The organism is Brassicibacter thermophilus (assembly GCF_055378355.1).
On sequence record NZ_AP042446.1, the window covers coordinates 1,501,855 to 1,524,684 of the forward strand.

The 22,830-nt window shown below is 27.6% G+C and carries 26 protein-coding genes and 2 CRISPR repeat arrays; of the genes, 22 read left to right on the plus strand and 4 right to left on the minus strand.

What is annotated here, in order from left to right; genetic code table 11:
- The first annotated feature begins 15 nt into the window (after positions 1-15).
- The 10 genes from cmr5 (at position 16) to ACZ41D_RS07050 (ending at position 12,066) form a co-directional block, all read left to right on the plus strand.
- Positions 16-423: a type III-B CRISPR module-associated protein Cmr5 gene (cmr5, locus tag ACZ41D_RS07005; protein WP_464150720.1), complete on the plus strand. Its 408-nt coding sequence runs from the start codon at positions 16-18 to the stop codon at positions 421-423.
- Positions 424-929: 506 nt separating this feature from the next.
- Positions 930-3,447: direct repeats of the CRISPR family, unit length 30 nt; unit sequence GTTATTATTCTACCTATGAGGAATTGAAAC.
- A gap of 656 nt (positions 3,448-4,103) precedes the next feature.
- Entirely contained in the window at positions 4,104-4,817 is a 714-nt protein-coding gene (locus ACZ41D_RS07010) for a lantibiotic protection ABC transporter ATP-binding protein (protein WP_464150721.1), read from the plus strand.
- Positions 4,810-5,541 (plus strand): lantibiotic immunity ABC transporter MutE/EpiE family permease subunit, encoded by a 732-nt coding sequence (locus ACZ41D_RS07015; protein WP_464150722.1) that lies wholly within the window; start codon positions 4,810-4,812, stop codon positions 5,539-5,541. Before ACZ41D_RS07010 ends, ACZ41D_RS07015 begins: the two co-directional genes overlap by 8 nt.
- Before the next feature lies 1 nt (position 5,542).
- Positions 5,543-6,286, plus strand: a complete 744-nt coding sequence (locus ACZ41D_RS07020) for a lantibiotic immunity ABC transporter MutG family permease subunit (RefSeq protein WP_464150723.1) — start codon at positions 5,543-5,545, stop codon at positions 6,284-6,286.
- A 155-nt stretch (positions 6,287-6,441) separates the two neighbouring features.
- Positions 6,442-7,116, plus strand: coding sequence for a response regulator transcription factor (locus ACZ41D_RS07025; RefSeq protein WP_464150724.1), 675 nt, complete (start codon positions 6,442-6,444; stop codon positions 7,114-7,116).
- Positions 7,092-8,474, plus strand: coding sequence for a sensor histidine kinase (locus tag ACZ41D_RS07030; protein ID WP_464150725.1), 1,383 nt, complete (start codon positions 7,092-7,094; stop codon positions 8,472-8,474). The genes ACZ41D_RS07025 and ACZ41D_RS07030 overlap by 25 nt, the downstream gene beginning before the upstream one ends.
- 55 nt (positions 8,475-8,529) lie before the next feature.
- The gene (cas6, locus tag ACZ41D_RS07035; RefSeq protein ID WP_464150726.1) at positions 8,530-9,282 is read left to right on the plus strand and encodes a CRISPR-associated endoribonuclease Cas6; all 753 of its coding nucleotides are present in this window, start codon (positions 8,530-8,532) and stop codon (positions 9,280-9,282) included.
- Positions 9,283-9,593: 311 nt separating this feature from the next.
- A CRISPR array of direct repeats spans positions 9,594-10,701; the repeat unit is 30 nt; unit sequence GTTATTATTCTACCTATGAGGAATTGAAAC.
- Between the two features lie 148 nt (positions 10,702-10,849).
- Positions 10,850-11,020: a hypothetical protein gene (locus tag ACZ41D_RS07040; RefSeq protein WP_464150727.1), complete on the plus strand. Its 171-nt coding sequence runs from the start codon at positions 10,850-10,852 to the stop codon at positions 11,018-11,020.
- 123 nt (positions 11,021-11,143) lie between these two features.
- The gene (locus ACZ41D_RS07045) at positions 11,144-11,374 is read left to right on the plus strand and encodes an HD domain-containing protein (RefSeq protein WP_464150728.1); all 231 of its coding nucleotides are present in this window, start codon (positions 11,144-11,146) and stop codon (positions 11,372-11,374) included.
- Between the two features lie 104 nt (positions 11,375-11,478).
- Positions 11,479-12,066 carry a metal-dependent hydrolase gene (locus tag ACZ41D_RS07050; RefSeq protein WP_464150729.1) on the plus strand — a complete coding sequence of 196 codons (588 nt, stop codon included), beginning with the start codon at positions 11,479-11,481 and terminating at the stop codon, positions 12,064-12,066.
- Positions 12,067-12,184: 118 nt separating this feature from the next.
- Here the strand turns inward: ACZ41D_RS07050 and ACZ41D_RS07055 are convergent, their stop codons facing one another.
- Positions 12,185-12,343, minus strand: a complete 159-nt coding sequence (locus ACZ41D_RS07055; protein ID WP_464150730.1) for a hypothetical protein — start codon at positions 12,341-12,343, stop codon at positions 12,185-12,187.
- 86 nt (positions 12,344-12,429) lie between these two features.
- Here ACZ41D_RS07055 and ACZ41D_RS07060 point away from each other — a divergent pair, with 86 nt between their 5' ends.
- The 9 genes from ACZ41D_RS07060 (at position 12,430) to ACZ41D_RS07100 (ending at position 17,292) form a co-directional block, all read left to right on the plus strand.
- Complete coding sequence (locus ACZ41D_RS07060) at positions 12,430-12,639, plus strand: hypothetical protein (RefSeq protein WP_464150731.1); 210 nt, start codon at positions 12,430-12,432, stop codon at positions 12,637-12,639.
- Positions 12,640-12,654: 15 nt separating this feature from the next.
- Positions 12,655-12,960, plus strand: a complete 306-nt coding sequence (locus ACZ41D_RS07065; protein ID WP_464153128.1) for a recombinase family protein — start codon at positions 12,655-12,657, stop codon at positions 12,958-12,960.
- 378 nt (positions 12,961-13,338) lie between these two features.
- Positions 13,339-13,593 (plus strand): hypothetical protein, encoded by a 255-nt coding sequence (locus tag ACZ41D_RS07070; RefSeq protein ID WP_464150732.1) that lies wholly within the window; start codon positions 13,339-13,341, stop codon positions 13,591-13,593.
- A 271-nt stretch (positions 13,594-13,864) separates the two neighbouring features.
- A complete protein-coding gene (locus tag ACZ41D_RS07075) occupies positions 13,865-14,266 on the plus strand; it encodes a hypothetical protein (protein WP_464150733.1) in 402 nt (133 codons plus the stop codon).
- 40 nt (positions 14,267-14,306) lie between these two features.
- Positions 14,307-14,462 carry a hypothetical protein gene (locus ACZ41D_RS07080; protein ID WP_464150734.1) on the plus strand — a complete coding sequence of 52 codons (156 nt, stop codon included), beginning with the start codon at positions 14,307-14,309 and terminating at the stop codon, positions 14,460-14,462.
- Between the two features lie 249 nt (positions 14,463-14,711).
- Entirely contained in the window at positions 14,712-15,110 is a 399-nt protein-coding gene (locus tag ACZ41D_RS07085; protein ID WP_464150735.1) for a cell wall hydrolase, read from the plus strand.
- Between the two features lie 21 nt (positions 15,111-15,131).
- The gene (locus ACZ41D_RS07090; protein WP_464150736.1) at positions 15,132-15,620 is read left to right on the plus strand and encodes a hypothetical protein; all 489 of its coding nucleotides are present in this window, start codon (positions 15,132-15,134) and stop codon (positions 15,618-15,620) included.
- Between the two features lie 117 nt (positions 15,621-15,737).
- Positions 15,738-16,445 (plus strand): zinc dependent phospholipase C family protein, encoded by a 708-nt coding sequence (locus ACZ41D_RS07095; protein WP_464150737.1) that lies wholly within the window; start codon positions 15,738-15,740, stop codon positions 16,443-16,445.
- A gap of 277 nt (positions 16,446-16,722) precedes the next feature.
- Positions 16,723-17,292: a hypothetical protein gene (locus ACZ41D_RS07100; RefSeq protein ID WP_464150738.1), complete on the plus strand. Its 570-nt coding sequence runs from the start codon at positions 16,723-16,725 to the stop codon at positions 17,290-17,292.
- A gap of 55 nt (positions 17,293-17,347) precedes the next feature.
- Here ACZ41D_RS07100 and ACZ41D_RS07105 read toward each other — a convergent pair whose 3' ends face one another.
- Positions 17,348-18,163, minus strand: a complete 816-nt coding sequence (locus ACZ41D_RS07105; RefSeq protein ID WP_464150739.1) for an NAD(+)/NADH kinase — start codon at positions 18,161-18,163, stop codon at positions 17,348-17,350.
- Between the two features lie 120 nt (positions 18,164-18,283).
- Between ACZ41D_RS07105 and ACZ41D_RS07110 the strand changes: the two genes are divergently transcribed.
- Positions 18,284-19,183, plus strand: coding sequence for an RluA family pseudouridine synthase (locus ACZ41D_RS07110; RefSeq protein WP_464150740.1), 900 nt, complete (start codon positions 18,284-18,286; stop codon positions 19,181-19,183).
- A gap of 194 nt (positions 19,184-19,377) precedes the next feature.
- Here ACZ41D_RS07110 and ACZ41D_RS07115 read toward each other — a convergent pair whose 3' ends face one another.
- Positions 19,378-19,503, minus strand: a complete 126-nt coding sequence (locus ACZ41D_RS07115; protein ID WP_464150741.1) for a hypothetical protein — start codon at positions 19,501-19,503, stop codon at positions 19,378-19,380.
- 141 nt (positions 19,504-19,644) lie between these two features.
- Positions 19,645-20,292 (minus strand): hypothetical protein, encoded by a 648-nt coding sequence (locus tag ACZ41D_RS07120; RefSeq protein WP_464150742.1) that lies wholly within the window; start codon positions 20,290-20,292, stop codon positions 19,645-19,647.
- Between the two features lie 279 nt (positions 20,293-20,571).
- Here ACZ41D_RS07120 and ACZ41D_RS07125 point away from each other — a divergent pair, with 279 nt between their 5' ends.
- Positions 20,572-20,862: a hypothetical protein gene (locus ACZ41D_RS07125; protein WP_464150743.1), complete on the plus strand. Its 291-nt coding sequence runs from the start codon at positions 20,572-20,574 to the stop codon at positions 20,860-20,862.
- 140 nt (positions 20,863-21,002) lie between these two features.
- Positions 21,003-22,757, plus strand: coding sequence for an ATP-dependent zinc metalloprotease FtsH (gene ftsH, locus ACZ41D_RS07130; RefSeq protein ID WP_464150744.1), 1,755 nt, complete (start codon positions 21,003-21,005; stop codon positions 22,755-22,757).
- The last annotated feature ends 73 nt before the right edge of the window (positions 22,758-22,830 follow it).

Below are 22,830 nucleotides of genomic sequence, written 5' to 3' on the forward strand. Positions count from 1 at the left end.
TGAGGAGGATTCTATATGAATGATTCAAGCTTGAAAGATATAGAATTAAGAAGAGCTGAATATGCCCATGATTTTATAATAAATGTAATAAATGAAAGTAAAGAAAAGAATGATAAAAAGAAGGATGATAAAGTAGATTTAGATAAATTCAAAGGATATATAAGAAAAATCCCAACATTAATTGTTAGCAATGGATTACTTAAAACACTTTTATATATAAAAAGTCGAGAAGGGAAAGAGTATGAAAAAATATATGAATCAATAGAGATTTGGTATGATGAAAATTTTACAGATAGTAATGATAAAGATATAATCGAAGTTCTTGTAAAAGCATCAGACGCTTTCAGTAATATGAGGATTACTAAAGAAATAATTGAGTTAATGAACTGGGAAAAAAGATTTGTAGAAAGTTTAATAGTGTAAATTGATATGTTTTTGAAGGACTTTTAAATAAAATGTAGAAATATTTTCTAAGTAGGAGTAGAAATTACACTGAAAAATAGTTTGTCGACCCTCAGTGATGCAAAAAAACTTGGGGGTCGACAAACTGAAATCGACTTCAAACTATGATAAGTGCTAGGAGTAATTTTTTGAAATAAAAATCTTTAAAAATATAAATGACTATTTTTACAGCAAATTGATGGGTTTTAATCGGACCACAATGGAATTGAAACATACTTCTTGTAAGGTGGTTTGAGCCGAATAATACAAAATTAATAAATTCATAGTGCAATATAAATGTCGTCGACCTCCAATAGCGTAAAAACCCCTGAGGATCGACGACATTTTATATTTTGAATTAAATTGTCTTAGAATTAAGTTTTTACAATGGATACACTTACTTTTAAGATATAAAATCTAAAGAAAATTATGGTAAAAATAAAATTGACAAAAAATTAAAAACTTGATAAAATCAATGTATGTAATGGGTTACTATTCTACCTATGAGGAATTGAAACTGCTATGCTTGTTTTTATTTGCCGAGGGGAACTCAAGTTACTATTCTACCTATGAGGAATTGAAACATATAGATTTAGTACAATTAGAAGAAGGAGATACAAGTTACTATTCTACCTATGAGGAATTGAAACTCGATAAAATCAAACAGGTGGTGAGATAATGGCTATAGTTACTATTCTACCTATGAGGAATTGAAACGTTATATATTTACTAACTCTTAACTGCGACCTAATCGTTACTATTCTACCTATGAGGAATTGAAACGTCAGTTAAGTCGGCGGTATAGAGAGAAGATTAGACAGTTACTATTCTACCTATGAGGAATTGAAACGTGGAACAGGTTGACACAACCACACTATTCAATCAAGTTACTATTCTACCTATGAGGAATTGAAACTTTGCTCCCTACTCATACGTTCTATATAATAATTCCTTGGTTACTATTCTACCTATGAGGAATTGAAACCTTAAAAGTATTTGATATATTTGATTTTGTATTTAGGAGTTACTATTCTACCTATGAGGAATTGAAACATATTTCCTATTATCCTTTTTATTAGGGAATAGAAACCGTTACTATTCTACCTATGAGGAATTGAAACTCTCCCATTCCCATATCTTTCACCACCTTTCTTAAGTTACTATTCTACCTATGAGGAATTGAAACTACAATTGAAGGAATATATTATATGAGTATAGGAATGGTTACTATTCTACCTATGAGGAATTGAAACCTAGCTTTTGCGATATGTACCAGTAGTCTTTCATCTTTGTTACTATTCTACCTATGAGGAATTGAAACCTGTACACATGTTCGTAACTACTTTTCATCTTTGGTGGTTACTATTCTACCTATGAGGAATTGAAACTGTACATAGGAGGGACAAAAATAGTCGTCCCTCAGAAGTAGTTACTATTCTACCTATGAGGAATTGAAACTGAAAAAGAATACAGTAAAGTCAACTTTGCAAATGAAACGTTACTATTCTACCTATGAGGAATTGAAACAAGATAGTGTAAATTATGTTCCAATTAGGTTTTTAGGTTACTATTCTACCTATGAGGAATTGAAACTATGTTGTCAAGTATTTTTTTTAATTTTTTATAATTAGTTACTATTCTACCTATGAGGAATTGAAACCATTCTAATCTATCTAATACTATAGATAATAAATCTTTGTTACTATTCTACCTATGAGGAATTGAAACTTGCTGAAGATGGAGAATATCCAGATAACGGAGTGCAAGTTACTATTCTACCTATGAGGAATTGAAACTAATTGAAGCACTTGATGAGTATGGTGCTTTAGAATTGTTACTATTCTACCTATGAGGAATTGAAACCCCCTGGAGTAGCATAAATATTTCCAAGGGGGAGGGGTTACTATTCTACCTATGAGGAATTGAAACCTATACCTATGGTAGCAGGATTCACAATATGGATAATCGTTACTATTCTACCTATGAGGAATTGAAACAGCCTATTGAACCTATTTGCTGTATATCTTCTTTTGTGTTACTATTCTACCTATGAGGAATTGAAACAGCCTATTGAACCTATTTGCTGTATATCTTCTTTTGTGTTACTATTCTACCTATGAGGAATTGAAACCTATTTTCTAGCAAGGTTTTTAAATCTCTTGCTATTACGTTATTATTCTACCTATGAGGAATTGAAACATGATATATTTTTAAAGTAGAAAGGAGTAAAAAATGGTTATTATTCTACCTATGAGGAATTGAAACTAAGTATCAAACGCATTTCTTATTTCCTCATTATGTACGTTATTATTCTACCTATGAGGAATTGAAACTTGCACATAATATTTTTGTTTTTATCGGTATTTTTTTGTTATTATTCTACCTATGAGGAATTGAAACGGGACAAATATACTAAAAAACTCTATAAAAAAGGACAAGTTATTATTCTACCTATGAGGAATTGAAACTTTCAAGTTCTCTAAGTTCTCTTAATTTATCTTCTTCAAGTTATTATTCTACCTATGAGGAATTGAAACATAGGGGTGTAAAATGCGACCTAAAATTAAGGATAATGTTATTATTCTACCTATGAGGAATTGAAACGAATCATAAACTATAGAACCTGATTCAATCTCACTAGTTATTATTCTACCTATGAGGAATTGAAACTAAATATAAATTCAATCAAGTAACCCTTTCTCCAACTAGTTATTATTCTACCTATGAGGAATTGAAACTATAGAGTAATGTAAATAAAAGAAGGATTTTAAGGAGTTATTATTCTACCTATGAGGAATTGAAACATAGTTTCTAACTGTATCTCATATGTTTTCAATCTTTGTTATTATTCTACCTATGAGGAATTGAAACCACATACTATATTCATATGTATATCCTATTATATACCCGTTATTATTCTACCTATGAGGAATTGAAACATGACTGTGGTTCATACGGCATTGTTATATGCATCCAGTTATTATTCTACCTATGAGCAACCGAATATTTGAAAAACAATAATTACTTTATATTTTATTAATAATACTTAGCTGAATGTATAATGAAAATAAAGAAGGATTTTTAAATAAAATGTAGAAATATTTTATAAGTAGGAGTAGAAATGACACTGAAAAATAGTTTGTCGACCCTCGGTGATGCAAAAATCCCTAGGGGTCGACAAATCGAAATTATCTTCAAACCCTGATAAGTACTAGAAGTAATTTTTTAAAATAAAAATCTATAAAAATATAAATGGCTATTTTTACACCAAACTGATGGGTTTTAATCGGACCACAGTGGAATTGAAATTGGATTTTGTCTTTCAGAGAAAACATAAATATATTTTAGTTTTAATCGGACCACAGTGGAATTGAAATTTTTCTATATATCTTTCTATCTTTTCTTCAGTCAAGTTTTAATCGGACTATAGTGGAATTAAAATGATTATATAAAATGTCGTCGACTCTCAATGGTGTAAAAACTCTTGGGAATCGACGACATTTTATATGTAATAGTTGTTATTTACTTATAGTGGAGTATTAATTTTAAGATCCTAAAGAATTTATCTTTAGGATTTTTTTATTTATGAAATTTATAATCCTTATAAAATCCTTAAAATCTTTTATTACAATGAAGCTAATAAGAAAAGAAAGGATGATTATATGGATAATTATATTTTACAAACAAAAAATCTTTGCAAATTTTTCAAAAACCAGAAATCAGTTAATAATATTACTATTTCAGTAAAAAGAAATTCTATTTATGGGTTACTTGGTCCAAATGGAGCTGGGAAATCTACATTATTAAAAATGATTACAGGGATTCTACATCCAACATCAGGACAAATTATTTTTGATAATCATATATGGAATAGAAATGACTTAACTAATATTGGAGCTTTAATAGAACTACCACCTTTATATGAAAATTTAACAGCTAGAGAAAACTTAAAAGTAAGAACTACTTTGTTAGGGCTTTCTGATACTAGAATCGATGAAGTACTTAAAATTGTGGATTTGACAAATACAGGTAACAAGAAAGCGTCTCAGTTTTCAATGGGTATGAAACAAAGACTAGGAATTGCCATAGCCCTTTTAAATAATCCTAAATTACTAATTTTAGACGAGCCAACCAATGGACTTGACCCAATAGGAATTAGAGAATTACGAGATTTAATTTGTTCCTTCCCTTCACAAGGTATTACAGTAATACTGTCTAGTCATATTTTATCAGAAGTAAAACAGACAGCAGAATATATTGGGATTATAAATAATGGTGTTTTAGGATATGAAGGAGAAATAAACTCTAATGTAGATTTAGAAACTATTTTCATGGATGTAGTTAGAAATTATAATGGGGGGAAATACGATGATTAAATATATATTATCAGAAAACCTAAAACATAAAAGAACATTTACGAGGAAAATAATTCTACTAAGTCCCATCGTTACTTTACTAATTGCTTTATTATCTCCTTTATGGTTTGAAGTAGATGGATATAACTTTTGGTATGTAATTATGTTTCCAGGAACAATAACTTTAATAACTATATTAATCAATCAAAAAGAAGAGAAGAAACTATCATATAGAGCTATATATACTTTACCTGTAGACCTAAAAAAGGTTTGGATTGGGAAACTATTTTTAATTTCAATTTATGTATTTTTATCTAGCATAATGTTATTAATATGTATGAATTTAATAGGTCATATATTGAAATTACCTTTAAAAATAACTATCCTAAAAGGATTTATTGCAGTAATTATTATGACAATTACAACAGGTTGGCAAATACCATTTTGTCTATTTTTAAGTAAAAAATTTAAACTTTTAGGAGGAATCTTAATTAATTTTGGACTTGGGACATTACTAAATATAATGATGGCTGATTCTAATATGTGGTGGATTTCACCCTATAGTTATACATCTCGTTTAATGGCTACTATTTTACAAATTCATCCAAATGCAACTCCATTGGAGTTAGAAAGTCCATTGATAAATACAAATAATATACCTGTTGGTATTATCGTTTCTCTTACACTATATTTAATTTTGTTAATAATCACTGCTAATTGGTTTCAAAAACAGGAGGCGAAATAATATGGAGGTATTGTTTAGAAGTATAAAAGCTGACTTTATAAAGTTAAGAAGAACACCAATTTTTTATATACATATATTAATTCCACTAATAGGGGCTTTAATATTTTTATTATATTATTCCGTTTCTATTTGGGATACTAAAACAAAACTTGTAGCATATTTTCAAGTTATAGCAGCTATATTTCCCTTATTAGTTGGAATGATAACAGGAATAGTTGTGGAACAAGAAGAACAAGCAGGGAATTTTCAAAACATGTTATCCACTGTAAAATCAAAAACTTTAACTTACTTTAGTAAAATAATAGTGTTACTTATATTATCCATTTTATCAATTACAATAGCTACTTTTACTTTTGGATTAGTATTTAAAAGTTATAGTTTTGATTTATATTTCAAATTAGGATGTGCATTGTTTTTGGGAAATATATTCATATATATTTTACAATTATTTATTAGCCTTAAATTTGGAAAAGGGATATCAATTGGATTAGGGATAGCTGGGGTATTAATATCAGCTTTAATGGAAACAGGTCTTGGAGATGGAATTTGGCATATTGTTCCATGGGCTTGGACAATTAGATTTTGTGATTATATAATACTAGGAGAAATAAATAATATGAGTTTTAGCAGTATATTCACAAGTATATTGGGTGGGTTGTTAACTTTAACAATTAGTACATTTATTATTTTAATCTTTAGTGTGCTTTGGTTTAATAGATGGGAAGGAAGAAAATTATATGATTGAATATATTTGCAAAAATATTAGCTTAACAATTATTGTACTAACGTTTATAATATTATCATGTTACTCTTTAATAGATAATAAGGTTTCTTTTCTTAATAGAAAAATAGCAAATTAAAATAGTAGGCAAAATTGGGATTTTAATGGAGGTAAGTTAAATGACCAAAATACTGGTTATAGACGATGAACAGGGAATTTTAAAACTGATAAAGAATTGTTTAGAAAGGGATAATCATATTATTACTACAATGGACAACCCCTTGGATATAGATTTAAATAGATTAAAAGAATATGATTTAATCTTGCTAGATATTATGATGCCTAATATAGACGGATTTACTTTATGTAAAAAGATAAGAGATCTAGTAGATAGTCCTATTATATTCTTAACGGCTAAAAACATGGAAAATGATATAATCTACGGTTTAGGAATAGGAGCAGACGATTATATTACAAAACCATTTAGCATTGGAGAATTAAGAGCTAGAGTAGATGCACATTTAAGACGGGAGAGAAGAGAAAAGAAAAATATGCTCTATATTTCTGGGTTGAAGTTTGATTTAGCTGGAAAAGAAATATTAGTTGATGATAAAAAAATTCCATTTACAAAAAGCGAATACGAGATATGTGAATTTTTAGCTAAAAATAGGGGGCAAGTTTTTTCAAGGGAACAAATATATGAAAAAATCTATGGATTTGATGGAGATAGCAATAGTTCAACTATTTCTGAACATATTAAAAATATCAGAGCTAAGTTAAAGGAATTTCATATAGAACCAATAGAAACGGTTTGGGGGATAGGATATAAGTGGAGAAAGGACAAAGAAATTTAAGGTCAGTATTTTTAAAATATTTATTTATGTCATTTATTGCGGTGGGGTTAGCAGCAACTATTCCTTTTTTAATATACAATATTATTCTAAATTCAAGTATACTACTACCTGCTAACTATGTAGAAAACCAAATTGAAACAGAAAAAGCTAGACTCAGAAGTGTTTCAAAGATAGAAGAATATATGATTCCAGATGGATGTTTTTATGCGATTTTAGATGAAGATTATATTTTTAAAGAAGGAAACTTAAAAAATAAATATATAGATGAAGCAATACTATGTGCTAAAGGAGAACTTAAACTAAATGGTAGTAAAAAAAGCTATAAATTAATAAGAAGAGATAATGAATATTTAGTGTTGCAATATTTCGTACAACCTAGATATTCTAATGAAAAATTAAACGATTATTTACCAAATCCTGATAATATGTTAATAATTATAATAGTTTTAAATATAATGGTTTTAAGTATTATTATAGCAGTTTTATTTGCTAAAAATTTACGGAAAGAACTAGAGCCTTTATTCAATGCTACAAAAAAAATAAAAGAGCAGAAATTAGATTTTAACATAGAATATTCTAAAATAAAAGAATTTAATGATGTACTTAATTCAATTGAAGATATGAAGATAGGATTGAAAAAATCTCTGCAGGCACAATGGAATTTAGAACAATTGAAAAATGAACAAATTTCTATGTTAAGTCACGATATAAAAACTCCATTGACTATAATAAAAGGAAATGCAGAATTATTAAAAGAAAATAATAAGGATAAAGATGTAGAAGATTATATTGAATATATACTAGAAGGTACAAAGGATATAGAGACATATATTAAAAACCTATTAGATATTACAGTAACAGAAAACAAAACAGACGTAAAATTTGAAAAAATAGTAGTTAAGGAGTTTGTATCAGGACTGTTAAATAAATTAAAAGCACTGGGGAATTATAAGAATTTAAAAATAATATATAAAGAGAAAAACTTATCCGATTTTATAATAGGGGATATGGGTCTTTTACAAAGAGGAATAATGAATGTTTTATCAAATGCAGTAGAACACACAAAAGAAAATGGTGAAATACAGTTTATAATAGAAGGGACAGAAAAAAATATTAGATTTATTATAAAAGATGATGGTCCAGGATTTACGAAGGAAGATATTGAATATGCAAATAAAAAATTTTATATGAAAGAAAAAAGCAGGAATTTGAAAGGACATTACGGGTTGGGACTATATATTACAAATATTATTATAAATCTTCACAACGGTAAGCTAATTTTAGAAAATCGTAAAGATAATAAAAAAGGGGCAAAAGTAGTTATTGAGATTCCATTAAATAAAAATACATATAACTAGACAAAAAAGAATTCTAAAGATAATTTTGAATAAAATTAGAAAAGGTGGCTAATGTATGAAATTAGAAATAGAGTTATATGCTGATAAAGAAAAAAGTATAAATTTAAATTATAATTATTATATAACATCTTCTATATATAAACTCATAGCAGATCATGATATGAATTTTTCAAAATATCTACACGATGAAGGATATAAGCTTGGTAATAAGAGATTTAAGTTATTTGTATATTCACGACTTATGCCAGATAAATTTAACTTGCAAGGACCTAATATGATTATAGAAAAAGGTAGGACAAGGCTCTATATTAATTCTCCAATAAAAGAATTTATAAATTCCCTAGGAAATTCTTTGGTAAAAGAAGGAGAAATGAGAATAGGTAAAGAAATATTCAAAGTAGAAAATATTAATTTTAAAGATAATTATGATTTTAATTATGAAACAGAGTTTAAAACATTATCTCCTATTGTGGTTACTACCAAAAAAGAAATAGATGGAGAAATAAAACCTAGAACTGTATATATTACAGAAGATAAATTTGTAGAAAATATAAAAAATAATTTATTGAAGAAATATTTTTTAATAAATGGCAAATTACCAGACGATATGAATATAGATATTTCCTTCAATGATAGATATATAGAAAAAAATAAAAGAGGAAATTTGATTGATTTTAAGGGAATAAAGATTAAAGGCTTTATTTGTCCTTTCACTATGAAATGTGCTAGTGATGTAAAAAAAGTAGCTATTGATTGCGGTATCGGGGAAAATAATAGTATAGGTATGGGATATATTGAACCAAAATAATTTAAAAATTAAGATTATAATGTTTTAATCGGACCGGATCACAATGGAATTGAAACATACTTCCTGTAAGTGGGCTTGAACCGAATAAACTAAAATTAACAAATTCATAGTGCAATATAAATGTCGTCGACCTCCAATAGCGTAAAAACCCCTGGGGATCGACGACATTTTATATTTTGAATTAAATTGTCTTAGAATTAAGTTTTTACAATGGATACACTCACTTCTAAGATGTAAAATCTAAAGAAAATTATGGTAAAAATAAAATTGACAAAAAATTAAAAACTTGATAAAATCAATGTATGTAATGGGTTATTATTCTACCTATGAGGAATTGAAACGTAGTATAGAGCAGCATATACTTTTATTTATTTTGGGTTATTATTCTACCTATGAGGAATTGAAACCATTGATGCTTGCAGTACTTGTGATGTTTTGCCTGCGTTATTATTCTACCTATGAGGAATTGAAACTTGCTTTGTTTTTCTCTATCCTTCATTAGTCTATAATCGTTATTATTCTACCTATGAGGAATTGAAACGGTAATAGGGAGCTAGAGCAATTAAGGGAAGAATATAAGGTTATTATTCTACCTATGAGGAATTGAAACTTGCCTATAACATTCCTATTGGCCTCATATATCATGTTGTTATTATTCTACCTATGAGGAATTGAAACAGAATATACTTAGTGGAGCTTGGAATGTAATAAAAAATGTTATTATTCTACCTATGAGGAATTGAAACCAAGTAATAGCAAACAATGACATGACCATAACTGTCAGTTATTATTCTACCTATGAGGAATTGAAACTCTACAGCAACAGCATACACAATACCAGCATGTCCAGGTTATTATTCTACCTATGAGGAATTGAAACAAAAAAAGAAGAGAGTCTCTAAATTTATCCCAGCAAGAGTTATTATTCTACCTATGAGGAATTGAAACATATCACTAGGTTTCCAATAAGAATCGAAATACTTATAGTTATTATTCTACCTATGAGGAATTGAAACATCCTCCTCAAATTGATGATGAAGATGTAAATATTGGGTTATTATTCTACCTATGAGGAATTGAAACAATTAGAAGTAAAAAATGCCTGAAAAAATATAGATAGTTATTATTCTACCTATGAGGAATTGAAACTTGACAAGTGGGGTTTAAAAAATGAAAAAATCAGATAGTTATTATTCTACCTATGAGGAATTGAAACATCCAACAGTTACTTCAGTAATCCTCACCCCCTATTAGTTATTATTCTACCTATGAGGAATTGAAACCCATTTTCATCTAGGGTTGCCACTCCGTTAGGCTGTCCTGTTATTATTCTACCTATGAGGAATTGAAACCTACTAGCCGCTGTACTTGATGATGTAGAAGTAACACGTTATTATTCTACCTATGAGGAATTTGACGAAAATTAAAGGCAAATTTGTGGTGAAATTTTATATAGAAATAAAAAACAAGGTGAGCTTTATTCATCTTGTTTTTTTATTTCTATAATTGTATTCAATAATAATAAGACAATCTTAAAGTTGCATAAATATTTAATAGGGGGGAGGTTATGAAGAATGTAAGAATAATTTACACACATAAGAAATCAGAAGAAGAAGTGAAACAATCTTTAAATAAGTTGCTTAACAAATTTTTTAATGAATTGATAGAGAAAAGGCCAGATATTGATTATAATACTTATTTTAATGAAAATTGTTATAATAAACATAAAGAAGGATAAATGAGTGCTTAGCACTCACGGTTGCGAACATTTAGACATGCATTACAAATCTAAAGAGAACATAAATATTTGCTGGAATATTTTAAGTACACAAAGAGGGAGTATAATCACCCTATTTTATTTATGGCGAAAATAGAAGCTATAAATGTGATTGATGAAGAATACCGTAGATATGGACTTCCTATCGACGAATTTCTACATTCTTTTAGGGTTGCTCAAACTTGCTTAAAAATAGGGTTTGCTTTAAACTTAAATGAGAGAACAATAGTTGAATTATTTATTGCAGCTATTTTTCATGATATAGGGAAAGCTAAGGTGGATAAGAATATTTTAGGTAAAAAAGGATTTTTATAAGTCAATATAAGAAGAGTTTTTTTATTTTTTGATCTTATTATATGGTTGTACTAAAAAACGACGTTAAAACGAAAATATGGGCTTTATAGGAAAGGATGTTAAAATTGAATGGAAAAACTCATATAATGATAGGAGCTGCAGCAGGAATTACTATAGCTGCTAAATGTCCTATTGAAGAACAAATGTTATTTTTAACTTTTACTGCTTTAGGATCATTAGTTCCGGATATTGATCATCCAAAAAGTACTTTAAATCAAAAAATACTTCCTAAAAAGAATAAGTTTATACAAGAAATGTTTTATTTTGTGCTAGGGTTAGTTTCTATATATTTTTCTTATAGACAAGATATTAAAGCGTTTTTATTTATTGGAATAGCTTTAATACTTACGGGCTTATCTAGCCATAGAGGATTTACTCATAGTTTATTAGGATTATTAATTTTCTGGGCAGGAGTATATTATCTTACTAATTCTGTATATAACATTCCTATAGCACACATAGGATTTGCTATAGGATTTATATCACATCTTGTAGCTGATATGCTGACTAATAAAGGAATCCAATTATTTTACCCATTTAAACCTAGAGTTAAATTTCCTTTTACGATGACTACAGGGGGAATAGGAGAACATGTTATAATGATTATTGCGTCATTATATTTTGTAAATGAGTTGCTTAAATATTTTACTTAGGTAGTTATTAGGGTTGAAATGTGAAATCTATATATTACCAAGTGAATATTTATTGAGGGAAAATTATAGCCAAGGATAGTTTCTTGGCCATTTTTATGTATAAGTTAAAAATCTTTTTTTAATTATTTTTGTCAAGTTCTCCGATAATAGTAGCACCAACGTAACAAACTGCTACAGCTACCATATAACCACTATCATTGTAGATGCGTCCTACAGTAAATGATATTATGATTCCCAAAAAGAATGTTAAGATTGCCTTATTCCAATTAAATTTCATTTTTTATCCTCCTCATTCTATCTTATTTTAGTATATTAATTATATCATAAATTAGTAGCATATAGATGAAGATTACACTAAAACATATGTTAGTATTAGTTAATCCAAATATTAAAAATATAGTCTCAAAAACGAATGATTTTGAGACTACAAAGTACAGAAACTTAAATACCAAAATGAGTTTTGATACGATTTTTATATTAAAAGGTGAAGGAGATGATTTTTTGAAGATAGGTTATGCGAGAGTGTCAACTAAGGGTCAAAATCTTAGTTTGCAACTTGATGCTCTTGAATAATATGGTTGTGAAAAAATATTTACTGATAAAATATCTGGTGCTGAAAAAGAAAGAAAAGGGTTAAATCAAGCATTAGAATATGCTAGAAAAGGAGATATATTAGTTGTTTGGAAATTAGATCGTGCAGGAAAGTTAATATTTCATATATTCGCATCCTTAGCTGAATTTGAAAGAAATATAATCAAAGATACAATAAATAAAGCTATAAGATTATATGAGTCAGGGAATTTTGGCGTTAATGAAATATTAAAAATGACAGGTATATCAAAAGCTACTCTATATAGGTATTTGAAAGAGCGAAAAGTCAATGAAAGTGTATGACATAATTTGTTTGTATAACAATAAATTAATCATATGACAATAAACTAGAAATATATGATATAATATAGATAGGGTGGACAATCTATAGGAGGTATTAGGGATGTATGGCGGAAGCATACAATAACATAATTAAATAGTAAATTGTTATTAAAAATAATTGATGTTTATTTAATTGAGAAATTTATAAGTGTTTGTGAACACCTTTGTAGTAATTGTCATAAAAGTAGATGACTAAAACATATTACATTGTTTATAGTGCCATATTTAAGTCAAGTGTTATTTAACAGATTGTAATTATTCTTATAATAAGAATAATCAATATAAACAAAGCTAGTAAATTTTCAAAAAATATTTTTTCAGGAAAGAAGAATAGTAAAAATGAAAAAAGAAGCAGTGAAAAAATATATTATTATTTTTGTTGCTATAATTATCATTGTTTTTGGGTTGTTTATCATATTACAGGCTCCAAAACTATCTTATGAGTTAACTAGGGAATATTTTTTTCCAGGTGGAAATGGATCTTGCTCACCTAGTGATTTTAATAGAATGGTATATCTTTATGCAATATCATTTTATATAGTAGGTTTAGTATTATCTTCAATTAGCATAGTTCTTTTTGTTAAAAGAAAATAGGTATAGAAGTTAAAGGATATTGCTAAAGGGTCAAGCGACTACGATTACATAACTAATGTTTGCTCAGTAGCGCTCTAGTGAAGGAAAAGCATAGGGATAAGTTATCCTACACGAAAGATTACCCTTTGGAGTCACTTTTAATAGTGCTTCAAGGGGATTTTTATTTAACAAGGGAGGATTATAATGATTAGGTTACTAACTCAAGCAGACAAGGAAATAGTTTTAGATTACATTATGAGGAACGAGATGGAAACATCTATTTGTGGATATTATGAAAAATAGAAAATTTGAGTTTTTAATAGGAATGAAGAGGATTATACAACCATTGTATGAGGAAATAAAAGATTATAAGGAAATTCTAGAGTATAATGAAAGCTATTATTTTGTAAATAAGAACTTTAAACCATATAATATAAATGACTTAAAATTTATAGATGCAAATATGACAATTAATGACAAAGTAGTTGAATTTATCTTAGAAGCACGCTTGAAAGGTTTTAATCAAGTTAGTACAAAGGAAGAAATCAAAAAAACATTAACGCAGCGAGGAGAAGAAGAAGACTTTATAATTGCAGAAAAGGATGGAATAATGGTAGCTCAAGCTAACATTCAGACATATACAGCTATAGGGTTTGAACATTTTGATGATTATTTAATTATTAAATGTAAATAGAATATACATAAGGGGTCAGGCTTGAAATATAACCTTTTGTATGAGTGATTTTTATATAGTAGGTAAATCTGTACTTGGTAAAGGAAAGAGTGATAGAGATTGGGTTTATATAAGTAGTAATTCTATTTCAGAATTTAAGGAATTAATTACGCATTTGAAAGAAGTGGTATATTGCTTATTTATAAAGGGAGGATGACATGGAGAAAAATATTATAATACGAAAATATAAAAAAGCAGCAGATGAATAGAAAATATTTGTCAGCTGCTTTTTATATTAGGTAAGTTATGTTCAAGAAAAGTAGCTGATACGAGCAAAAATTTAGCAACAGCAACAACTGAAACAACAGATTCTATTTCTGTGTGATTCAAAGATTCATTACATTTTGTTGGTAGTTCCTGTGTTTTACTTGATACATCATTTATGATGTTTTTTTATTTTTAACTCATGGGGTATGATATAGACGACAATGGAATGAAGGCTGTTGGAACAGTTATAATGAATAGAGTTCATGTAGCATATGGAGAATATCAAAGAGTAAATCAAGGTGATCTTAGGAAGGTTATATATCAACCTGGACAATTTGATTGTGTTCGAGGGACAATAAAGGGTGTTGCAAATCCTCAAACAATTTGGGCCTCTCGTCCTGATGAAGTACATTACCAAATAGCTGATTGGGTATTAAGTGGCAATAAAGTATGGAATATAGGTCAAAGTTTATGGTATTTTAATCCTTTTATGCCTACCTGCCCTAATACTTTTCCAAGAAATGGAACAGGGTCATTTAGAACAAGAATAAATAAACATTGTTTTTATGATCCTACTGAATTGTATAGCCAAACTTAAATAATAGGAGGGATATAATTAATGAGAAATAGACAACATAATGACAAGACTAAAAGAACTATGGAACCTCAAGAACCTATTATGCCTGAAATGCCTCCAAGGGGGAGAAGACCAGTATTTCCAGAACCAGAGATGCCAACAATGCCACCAACAATGCCTGGAATGCCAATGATGCCACAACCACAAATGCCACCTTGTATGTATATACCAATAGGAGGAATGCCTCCTACTACAATGCAACCTACAATGCCTGGAGGCCCTAATGAAGACTTTGAACTTCAACCAGGCCCACCAGTTATGGAAAATACTGATTACCTTCAAGGATACTTAAGGAGTGTTATTGGCAAATATGTAAAAGTCAATTTTATTTTAGGTACCAATATGTATATTGACAAAGAAGGTACATTAGTAGATGTTGGTGTAGATCATATTGTATTAAGAGAACCACAAACAGATGATTTAGTGGTGGCTGATTTGTACTCTATAAAATTTGTTACAGTATTTTATTAGTTGTTTTTAATGTTTGCCCTTATAATAGGGCATTTTTATTTTTTATTTTAAATTTATTTATATATTTTAGGGAAATATAAGGGTGAAGAATATTAAATAGAAAAGGTGAGAAGTTAAATGACTTTAATTGAAAGATATTATGGAAATGCGTTAAAATTGTTATTGTATATTATCAATCCTTTTAAAAAGATAATTATTAAAACTGAGTGTCAGGTACACAAATTTATTATAGATAAAGGATTAAATATATTGAAATATAATGAATATATTAAAGAATATGCTTTTTTAAATATGTATGTAAATCAATTGAATAAAGGAGCTACATGGGCCGACCAAGATTTTAAAAGTATTGGACATTTTTATAATCCTCAGAAAAAAAGAGGATTGTATGGAAATACCAATGCACTTATTTTAGCAAAAAGATACTATTTTAAAGCTTTAAGATACTGGAATAAAAATGATACTAGAAAAGCAATGTTTTATTTAGGAGCGTTTGTGCATATAATTCAAGATATGACTATTCCTCAACATGTGAATATAAGGTTGCTAGATAACCATCACCAATATGAAAATTATGTAAAAATATCATATAAAACAGTTAAAGAATTTGCTACAATTGAAAGTCCTATTATATTTGAAGATTTAGAACACTATATTAGATTTAATGCAAAAGTTGCAATGAAAATATACAAAAAATTTAAGACAATAAAAAATGACAATGAAAGATTTTATAGAATTACTAGGTGTTCTCTTCCATTAGCTCAAAGGACGACTGCAGGGTGTTTTTTGATGTTTTTAAAAGAAGTTGGGATGTTTGAAAATTAATTTTTTCTTTCATATTAGAATTAAAATGCTATAATATAATTTGTAATTATATTATAGCATTAATCATTATTACTGGAAAAATGTTTTTGTCACAACCTTATTTAAGAATAAGAATAGTTACATTAATATTTTAACTAAATAATGATCAAATACTGTAGTACGAGTAGTACGATAAGTTGATTTTTTAAGAACTTTTTTAATTTTAAACTTAGCTTCCAATATATAATAATTAGACCAATTTTAACTGTATTATTTTACATAATAGAAGGAGGAAAAAATGAAGGAAGATATTAGGCAATTAAAAAAACTCGTTAGTAAAATGGAATCTTATATTTATTGTGATAATTATAATAATTCTTTGAATATAATAATAGAAATAAAGGATATTGTAGATAGATTATATAAAGAAATATGCGAAAAAAATAATAATGATACAGGCAATATAAATAAACAGAATATAGAATTAATCGCCACAGTACCTTTTCTATATAAGCCAGTAACAGTTGATAACTATTATGAAGGTGATTATCTAGAAAGGTTTGCTGAACAAAGAACAAATGAATTAAAAAAAGCTGAAGTTATTGAAATACATGATAAATTTTGGACTTTCAATAATGTTGAGAAAGGGAATGTGTTTGGTTCTATTCCTGAAGAATTGATAAATGATAAACAAAGGGATCAACTTTTAAGTTATGGTTGGAAGAAAACGTTAGTAAATATTTATGAAGTAAATGATAGAATAACATTAAGTGAGTTAGAAAAATTATGTTATAAATATATGAGGCATTTTTTGATTGTAGTTGAGATTAAAAATAATGATATACTTGTATTAGAGTATAAAGAATAAGGCTAATCATAGGTTAACCTCGAAAATACGTTTACCTATAAGCAGCCTTTTCGTTTTATAAAAATTTACTTTTAAGGTTATTCCAATAAAAATTGCTGTCCAGAGTTAAACGAGATATTGTTGAATTAGATAATTTAAAATGGATTTCTACTATATTATCAAATTGATATTGAATACCATCTGAAATAATTAATATTGAATTTTCGTATCTATATTCAGGTTTAACTTTTATTGTAGTAGTTTTTGGAACAATTATACTATTTAATAATGACCTATATGCTTTTGAATTAATAGGTGCTAATGGTGTAATTTGTAAAGTTTTGAGAGTTGGATATATAATACTTCCTCCTGCGGAAAAATTATATCCTGTGCTTCCAGTAGGAGTAGAGATGATTATCCCATCGCCACTAAAGCGCTCAAGATGATTATTATTAATATAGATATTTAAGTGTATTACTTTAGAATTTATACCTTTTACAGCAAATTCATTTACACCTAATAAATCAATACAGTTGGTTTTTGTACATATTGAACTTTCGACTAGATTTATTTTTTTTATAGAGTATTTTTTACTTTTGAGCCGAGAAATTAATAAATCTATGTTTTCTGGAGATATTTCTTGGAAAAAACCTAAATGACCTGTGTTAATTCCTGCAAATGGTATATCAGGAAAATTATAATTATGTACTGCTCTAAGAAAAGCTCCATCACCTCCAATGCATATGTTTAGCATTGCATCGGAGTGATAATTTTGGGATACAACAAAATCGTTACTTAAGAGTTTTTCTTTGAGAATTTTTGCAGTTAATATTGATTCTTTGTCATTATTATGTATGATATTAATTATTTTGTTAGTGTTTTGATGATTCAAAATGTTCCCCCCAATATAGATAATGTTTTCTATTTTATGAAAATAATAGTTAGTAATATTATAGATAGTTTTATATGCTTATTATACATTATTATATAGAATATTTAAATGGAGGGTTTTATGATAAGGTTACAAGAAAACGAAAGTGTGATAAATTATAAAGTCGAATTTTCTAATGCAACAGTTGAAAAAATTATTATAGATGTTTTAAATATTTCTGGAAGATTATTTAGGAGATTGAAAAAGGGCGGTTGTATCTTTGTTAATGGCAAAAAAGTTACTAAAAATATAAATTTATATAAAGACGACTTATTGCAAATAATATTGGAAGATGAAGAAGATCCAAATATTCCTCAAAATATTCCTTTAAATATTGTATATGAAGACTATGACTTGATAATTTTAGATAAGCAGCCAGGTATATTAGTTCATCCAACCAAAAATCATAAAGATGGGACTCTTGCTAATGGACTTGCGTATTATTTTAAACAAAATGGATATAAAAAGAAGATTAGGTTTATTAATAGACTTGATATGGATACTTCTGGATTATTGATGGTAGCAAAGAATTCATTTGCTCATCAGCAACTTGCAGCACAGATTGAAAAAAATATTGTTACAAAAAAATATTTAGCTATTGTTGAAGGAGTAGTAAATAGCGAAGAAGGGATAATAGATAAATCTATAGGAAAAGAAAACAATAAAGATATAAAAAATAAAATAGTAGATTATGGTGCCAAGGCATTGACAAAATACAGAGTAATAAAAAGATATAAGAAAGGAACCCTTTTAAATGTTGAACTTTTAACAGGAAGAACACACCAAATAAGAGTTCATCTTAAATCAATTGGTTATCCTATTATTGGTGATACATTATATAATAAACCTAGTTTATTAATTGGTCGACAAGCTTTACATTCTCATTATTTAAGATTTAAACAACCTCGAAGTGGAAAATTAATTGAGATAAGTAGTAATATTCCTGATGATATGCTACATTTGCTTGAAAAGATAAAATGAGTTTAATATAAAAGGATAGGAGCTACATATATAAATGGCCCTATCCTTTACATTTTTTATACTAATGTTTTAACTTAACAACAGTAGCAGAATATTATTATTAAAAGTAAAAAGAAGAATAGTAAGCTACTACCAGTATCACCATTTCTACATTGAAGATCAGCCATAGTCTTACCTCCTAACTAAAGTATTAATTATCTACATCCAAAACCACCATAGCAGTTGCAGAATATGATTACTAGAAGTAGGAAGAAAAACAATAATTCACTTCCACTTTCTCCTCCAAATAGTCCTCCTAATAAGCCTTTACTTTCAGCCATTTACGTAACCTCCTTTAAATTCTATTTAAGTCAATACATTATATGAAATAATGATAAAATTGGTGATATCATGATTGTGTGTATTTTTGTTATATTAGTTTATTGTTAATATTATACTATGTAGTTGGAGAAGATTTGTGATTATTTTGATTGGTCTTCTTCATTTATTGGGGAATTTAAGACATTTAATATTTCTAACATTTTTGATATATCTTTTATATTACTTTCATCTTTATCACTTAAAATTGAAGAAAATGAGCTTATTAGATTATCAAAATTTAATTCAGAATTTCCATTTGACCCAATTAGATTAGTTAGAGTTGATAATATTCCTTTGTATTTTTCAAAGTTTGCTGCAATTTCGATGATAGGACTAATAATTTTTGTAGTTTCTTTTGGTAATTCATCTTCTAATACCTTTAATATACCATTAAAGCGTTCTTTTTTTGAAGTAATATTATTTATGACTATTGGTTTATAATTATTATCTTTTGATAGAAAATCTATTAAGCTAACAGTTCGATTAATTTTTTCAAAAAGAATTATTATTTTATTTAATATATTTACTTGTGGTTCAGATAGATAAGGACCAATTTTTTTCAATAACTGAATTTTAGGCTTTATATTATTTAAATTATCTAAAACTAGGTTTCTTTTATGAATGCTGTTATTGAAATAAATTAAATTTCTTTTACCTTTAATAATTAATAAAATAGGTAGTAAAAGAATTAGTCTATTTGTAAATTTAGGATAATTTAATTTTTTTTCTGATATTATTATTTCATTCAACACTAAACCTCCTTGAAAGAATTGCCTTTCAAAATAGCTTTATATTGTATATTATGATAATTTAATTTTTTTGTTCCTCGAAATTTGCTTCGATATTAAATATTAAATGTGTTATTTTTTATGAAACTTTCTAATGATAAATAAATTCTTTAAAGTGTTGTAATATATTTGAATCTTAAAACATAAATTTTAGTATACTGTAGAACAATACAAATTTGAAACTATTATTTTGTAGTTGCTATGAGCATCAATAAAAAAGACTGTAAGGAGGAATGATAAATGGATGATAGAAAAGATGTTAATGAAATATTTGATTTATTAAAAGATAAAGTTCAGCCAACTGAAGAGCAAGTAGATGTATTAAAAAATATGGCTGAAAAATATTCAAAAAAGTCAAATGAAGAGATACTTTTTGAAATAATTAAATTAAATAAGAAATTAAGTTCTGAAAAGAAAGAAGAATATAAGGAAAAATTAAAGAAATTAGATCAAATCAGACCTTTGCTGAATGAAGAACAACAGAAAAAACTTGATAAGGTATTAGAGATATTGTTAAGTGAAGAAGAGTAGAAAGAAAAGATGGAATACATTAATGTATTCCATCTTTTCAATAGTTAGAGAAGTTTAAAGTACTTAGTTTAAGATTCGACAAATTCAGATTGTTATGTTATAATAATATCAACATTATGTAAACTAACGAGGTGAAAAATTTGAAGCTAAATAAGAAAAAGTTAATTATTTCTATTTTAATTGTTATTATTTTATCATCAGCTATTTTTTATTTAGTATATTTTAAATCAAAAGATGCTTATACAGAGATTTCATATAAATCTTTTTTAGAGGAAATAACGCAGAGAAATGTTAGCGAAGTAATGCTAGATGATAATTCTAAAATAAAAGGCAAATTAAAAGATGGTGAACTTTTTATTACAGATAATCCGAGGACAGAAGATTTTAAAGAATATTTATTACTAAATGGTATTAAAGTAGTTGAATCAGATGAGAATAACACATTTCAAAATTTATTCATGTATATATTTGTTCTTATAGGTATTGGAGGAATGATATTTTTATTAAACAAGAATGTAACAGGACAAGCACAGAAAGAAATCACTCAAATGTCAACAGTAGATAATAGTAATAAGGATAATAAATACACTACATTTGAAGATGTAGCTGGTAACGAAGAAGCTAAAGAAAATCTTAAAGAACTTGTTGATTTTATTAGAAATCCTGAGAAATATCAGAAATATGGAGCACGTATGCCAAGAGGTATACTTTTATATGGTCCCCCAGGAACAGGCAAAACATTACTTGCTAAGGGTTTAGCAGGAGAAGCAGGAGTGCCTTTTTATGCTGTTTCAGGCTCTGATTTTATTCAAGTTTATGCTGGACTAGGAGCTAGTAGAATAAGAAATCTATTTAAAAAGGCTAGGCAAGAAGGTAAATGTGTAATATTTATAGATGAAATAGATGCACTTGGCAAAAAAAGGAGAGGAACATTAAGCGGTGGTAATGATGAAAGTGATAGGACCCTTAATGCACTTTTAACTGAGATGTCAGGTTTTAATGGTAATGAAGGTATAATTGTTATAGCAGCAACTAATAGGATTGATACACTTGATGAGGCTTTATTAAGGCCTGGTAGATTTGATAGACAAATAGAGGTAGGTCTTCCAGATGTAAATGCCCGCCACAAAATTTTAAGGCTTCATAGTAAAAATAAGCCTTTAAGTAAAAGTGTAGATTTAATGAAAGTTGCATATGAAACTGTTTATTTTAGTGGTGCAAAACTTGAAAGTTTAATGAATGAGTCAGCTATACTAGCTGCAAAAAACAATAATGAGGTAATTACTATGGACCATATAGATAAAGCTTTTTACTCTATAATGGTTGGTGAAGAAAAAAAAGATAGAACTTCTGTATCTTTAGATGATAAGAAGATAACTGCATTTCATGAAGCTGGACATGCTCTTGTATCTAAACTTGTTTTACCGAATAATAGAGTTACTAAGGTTACTATAATTCCTAGTACCAAAGGTACAGGAGGGTTTAGTATGAGTATACCTCAAGATAAAATGTACCAAACTAAAGAAGAGTTGATAAATCAAATAATGGTGTTATTAGGAGGCAGAGCAGCAGAAGAGATAGTGTTCGGAACGGATAAGATAACTACTGGTGCTTCAAATGATTTATCGAGAGCAACAAATATTATTATGACAATAGTTGCTAAGTTAGGAATGGATGAGAAATTAGGATTATTAAATTATGAAGCTATTCTCGGAGATAATATTGGTTCTAGTAAATATGTCTTGGATAGATGCAAAGAAATAACTATGAATTTATATAAAAAAACTAAAGAAGTTATTTCTGGTAATTTAAAACAATTAAATCAAATATCAAATATTTTACTAGAAAAGGAAAGTATAGGAGAAGAAGAACTAAATAGTATTTTAGAAATATAATATAAATATAAGCATAACCATTGTTGGTATGTAAAAACGATGGTTATGCTTAATACAAATACTATAGAGATAA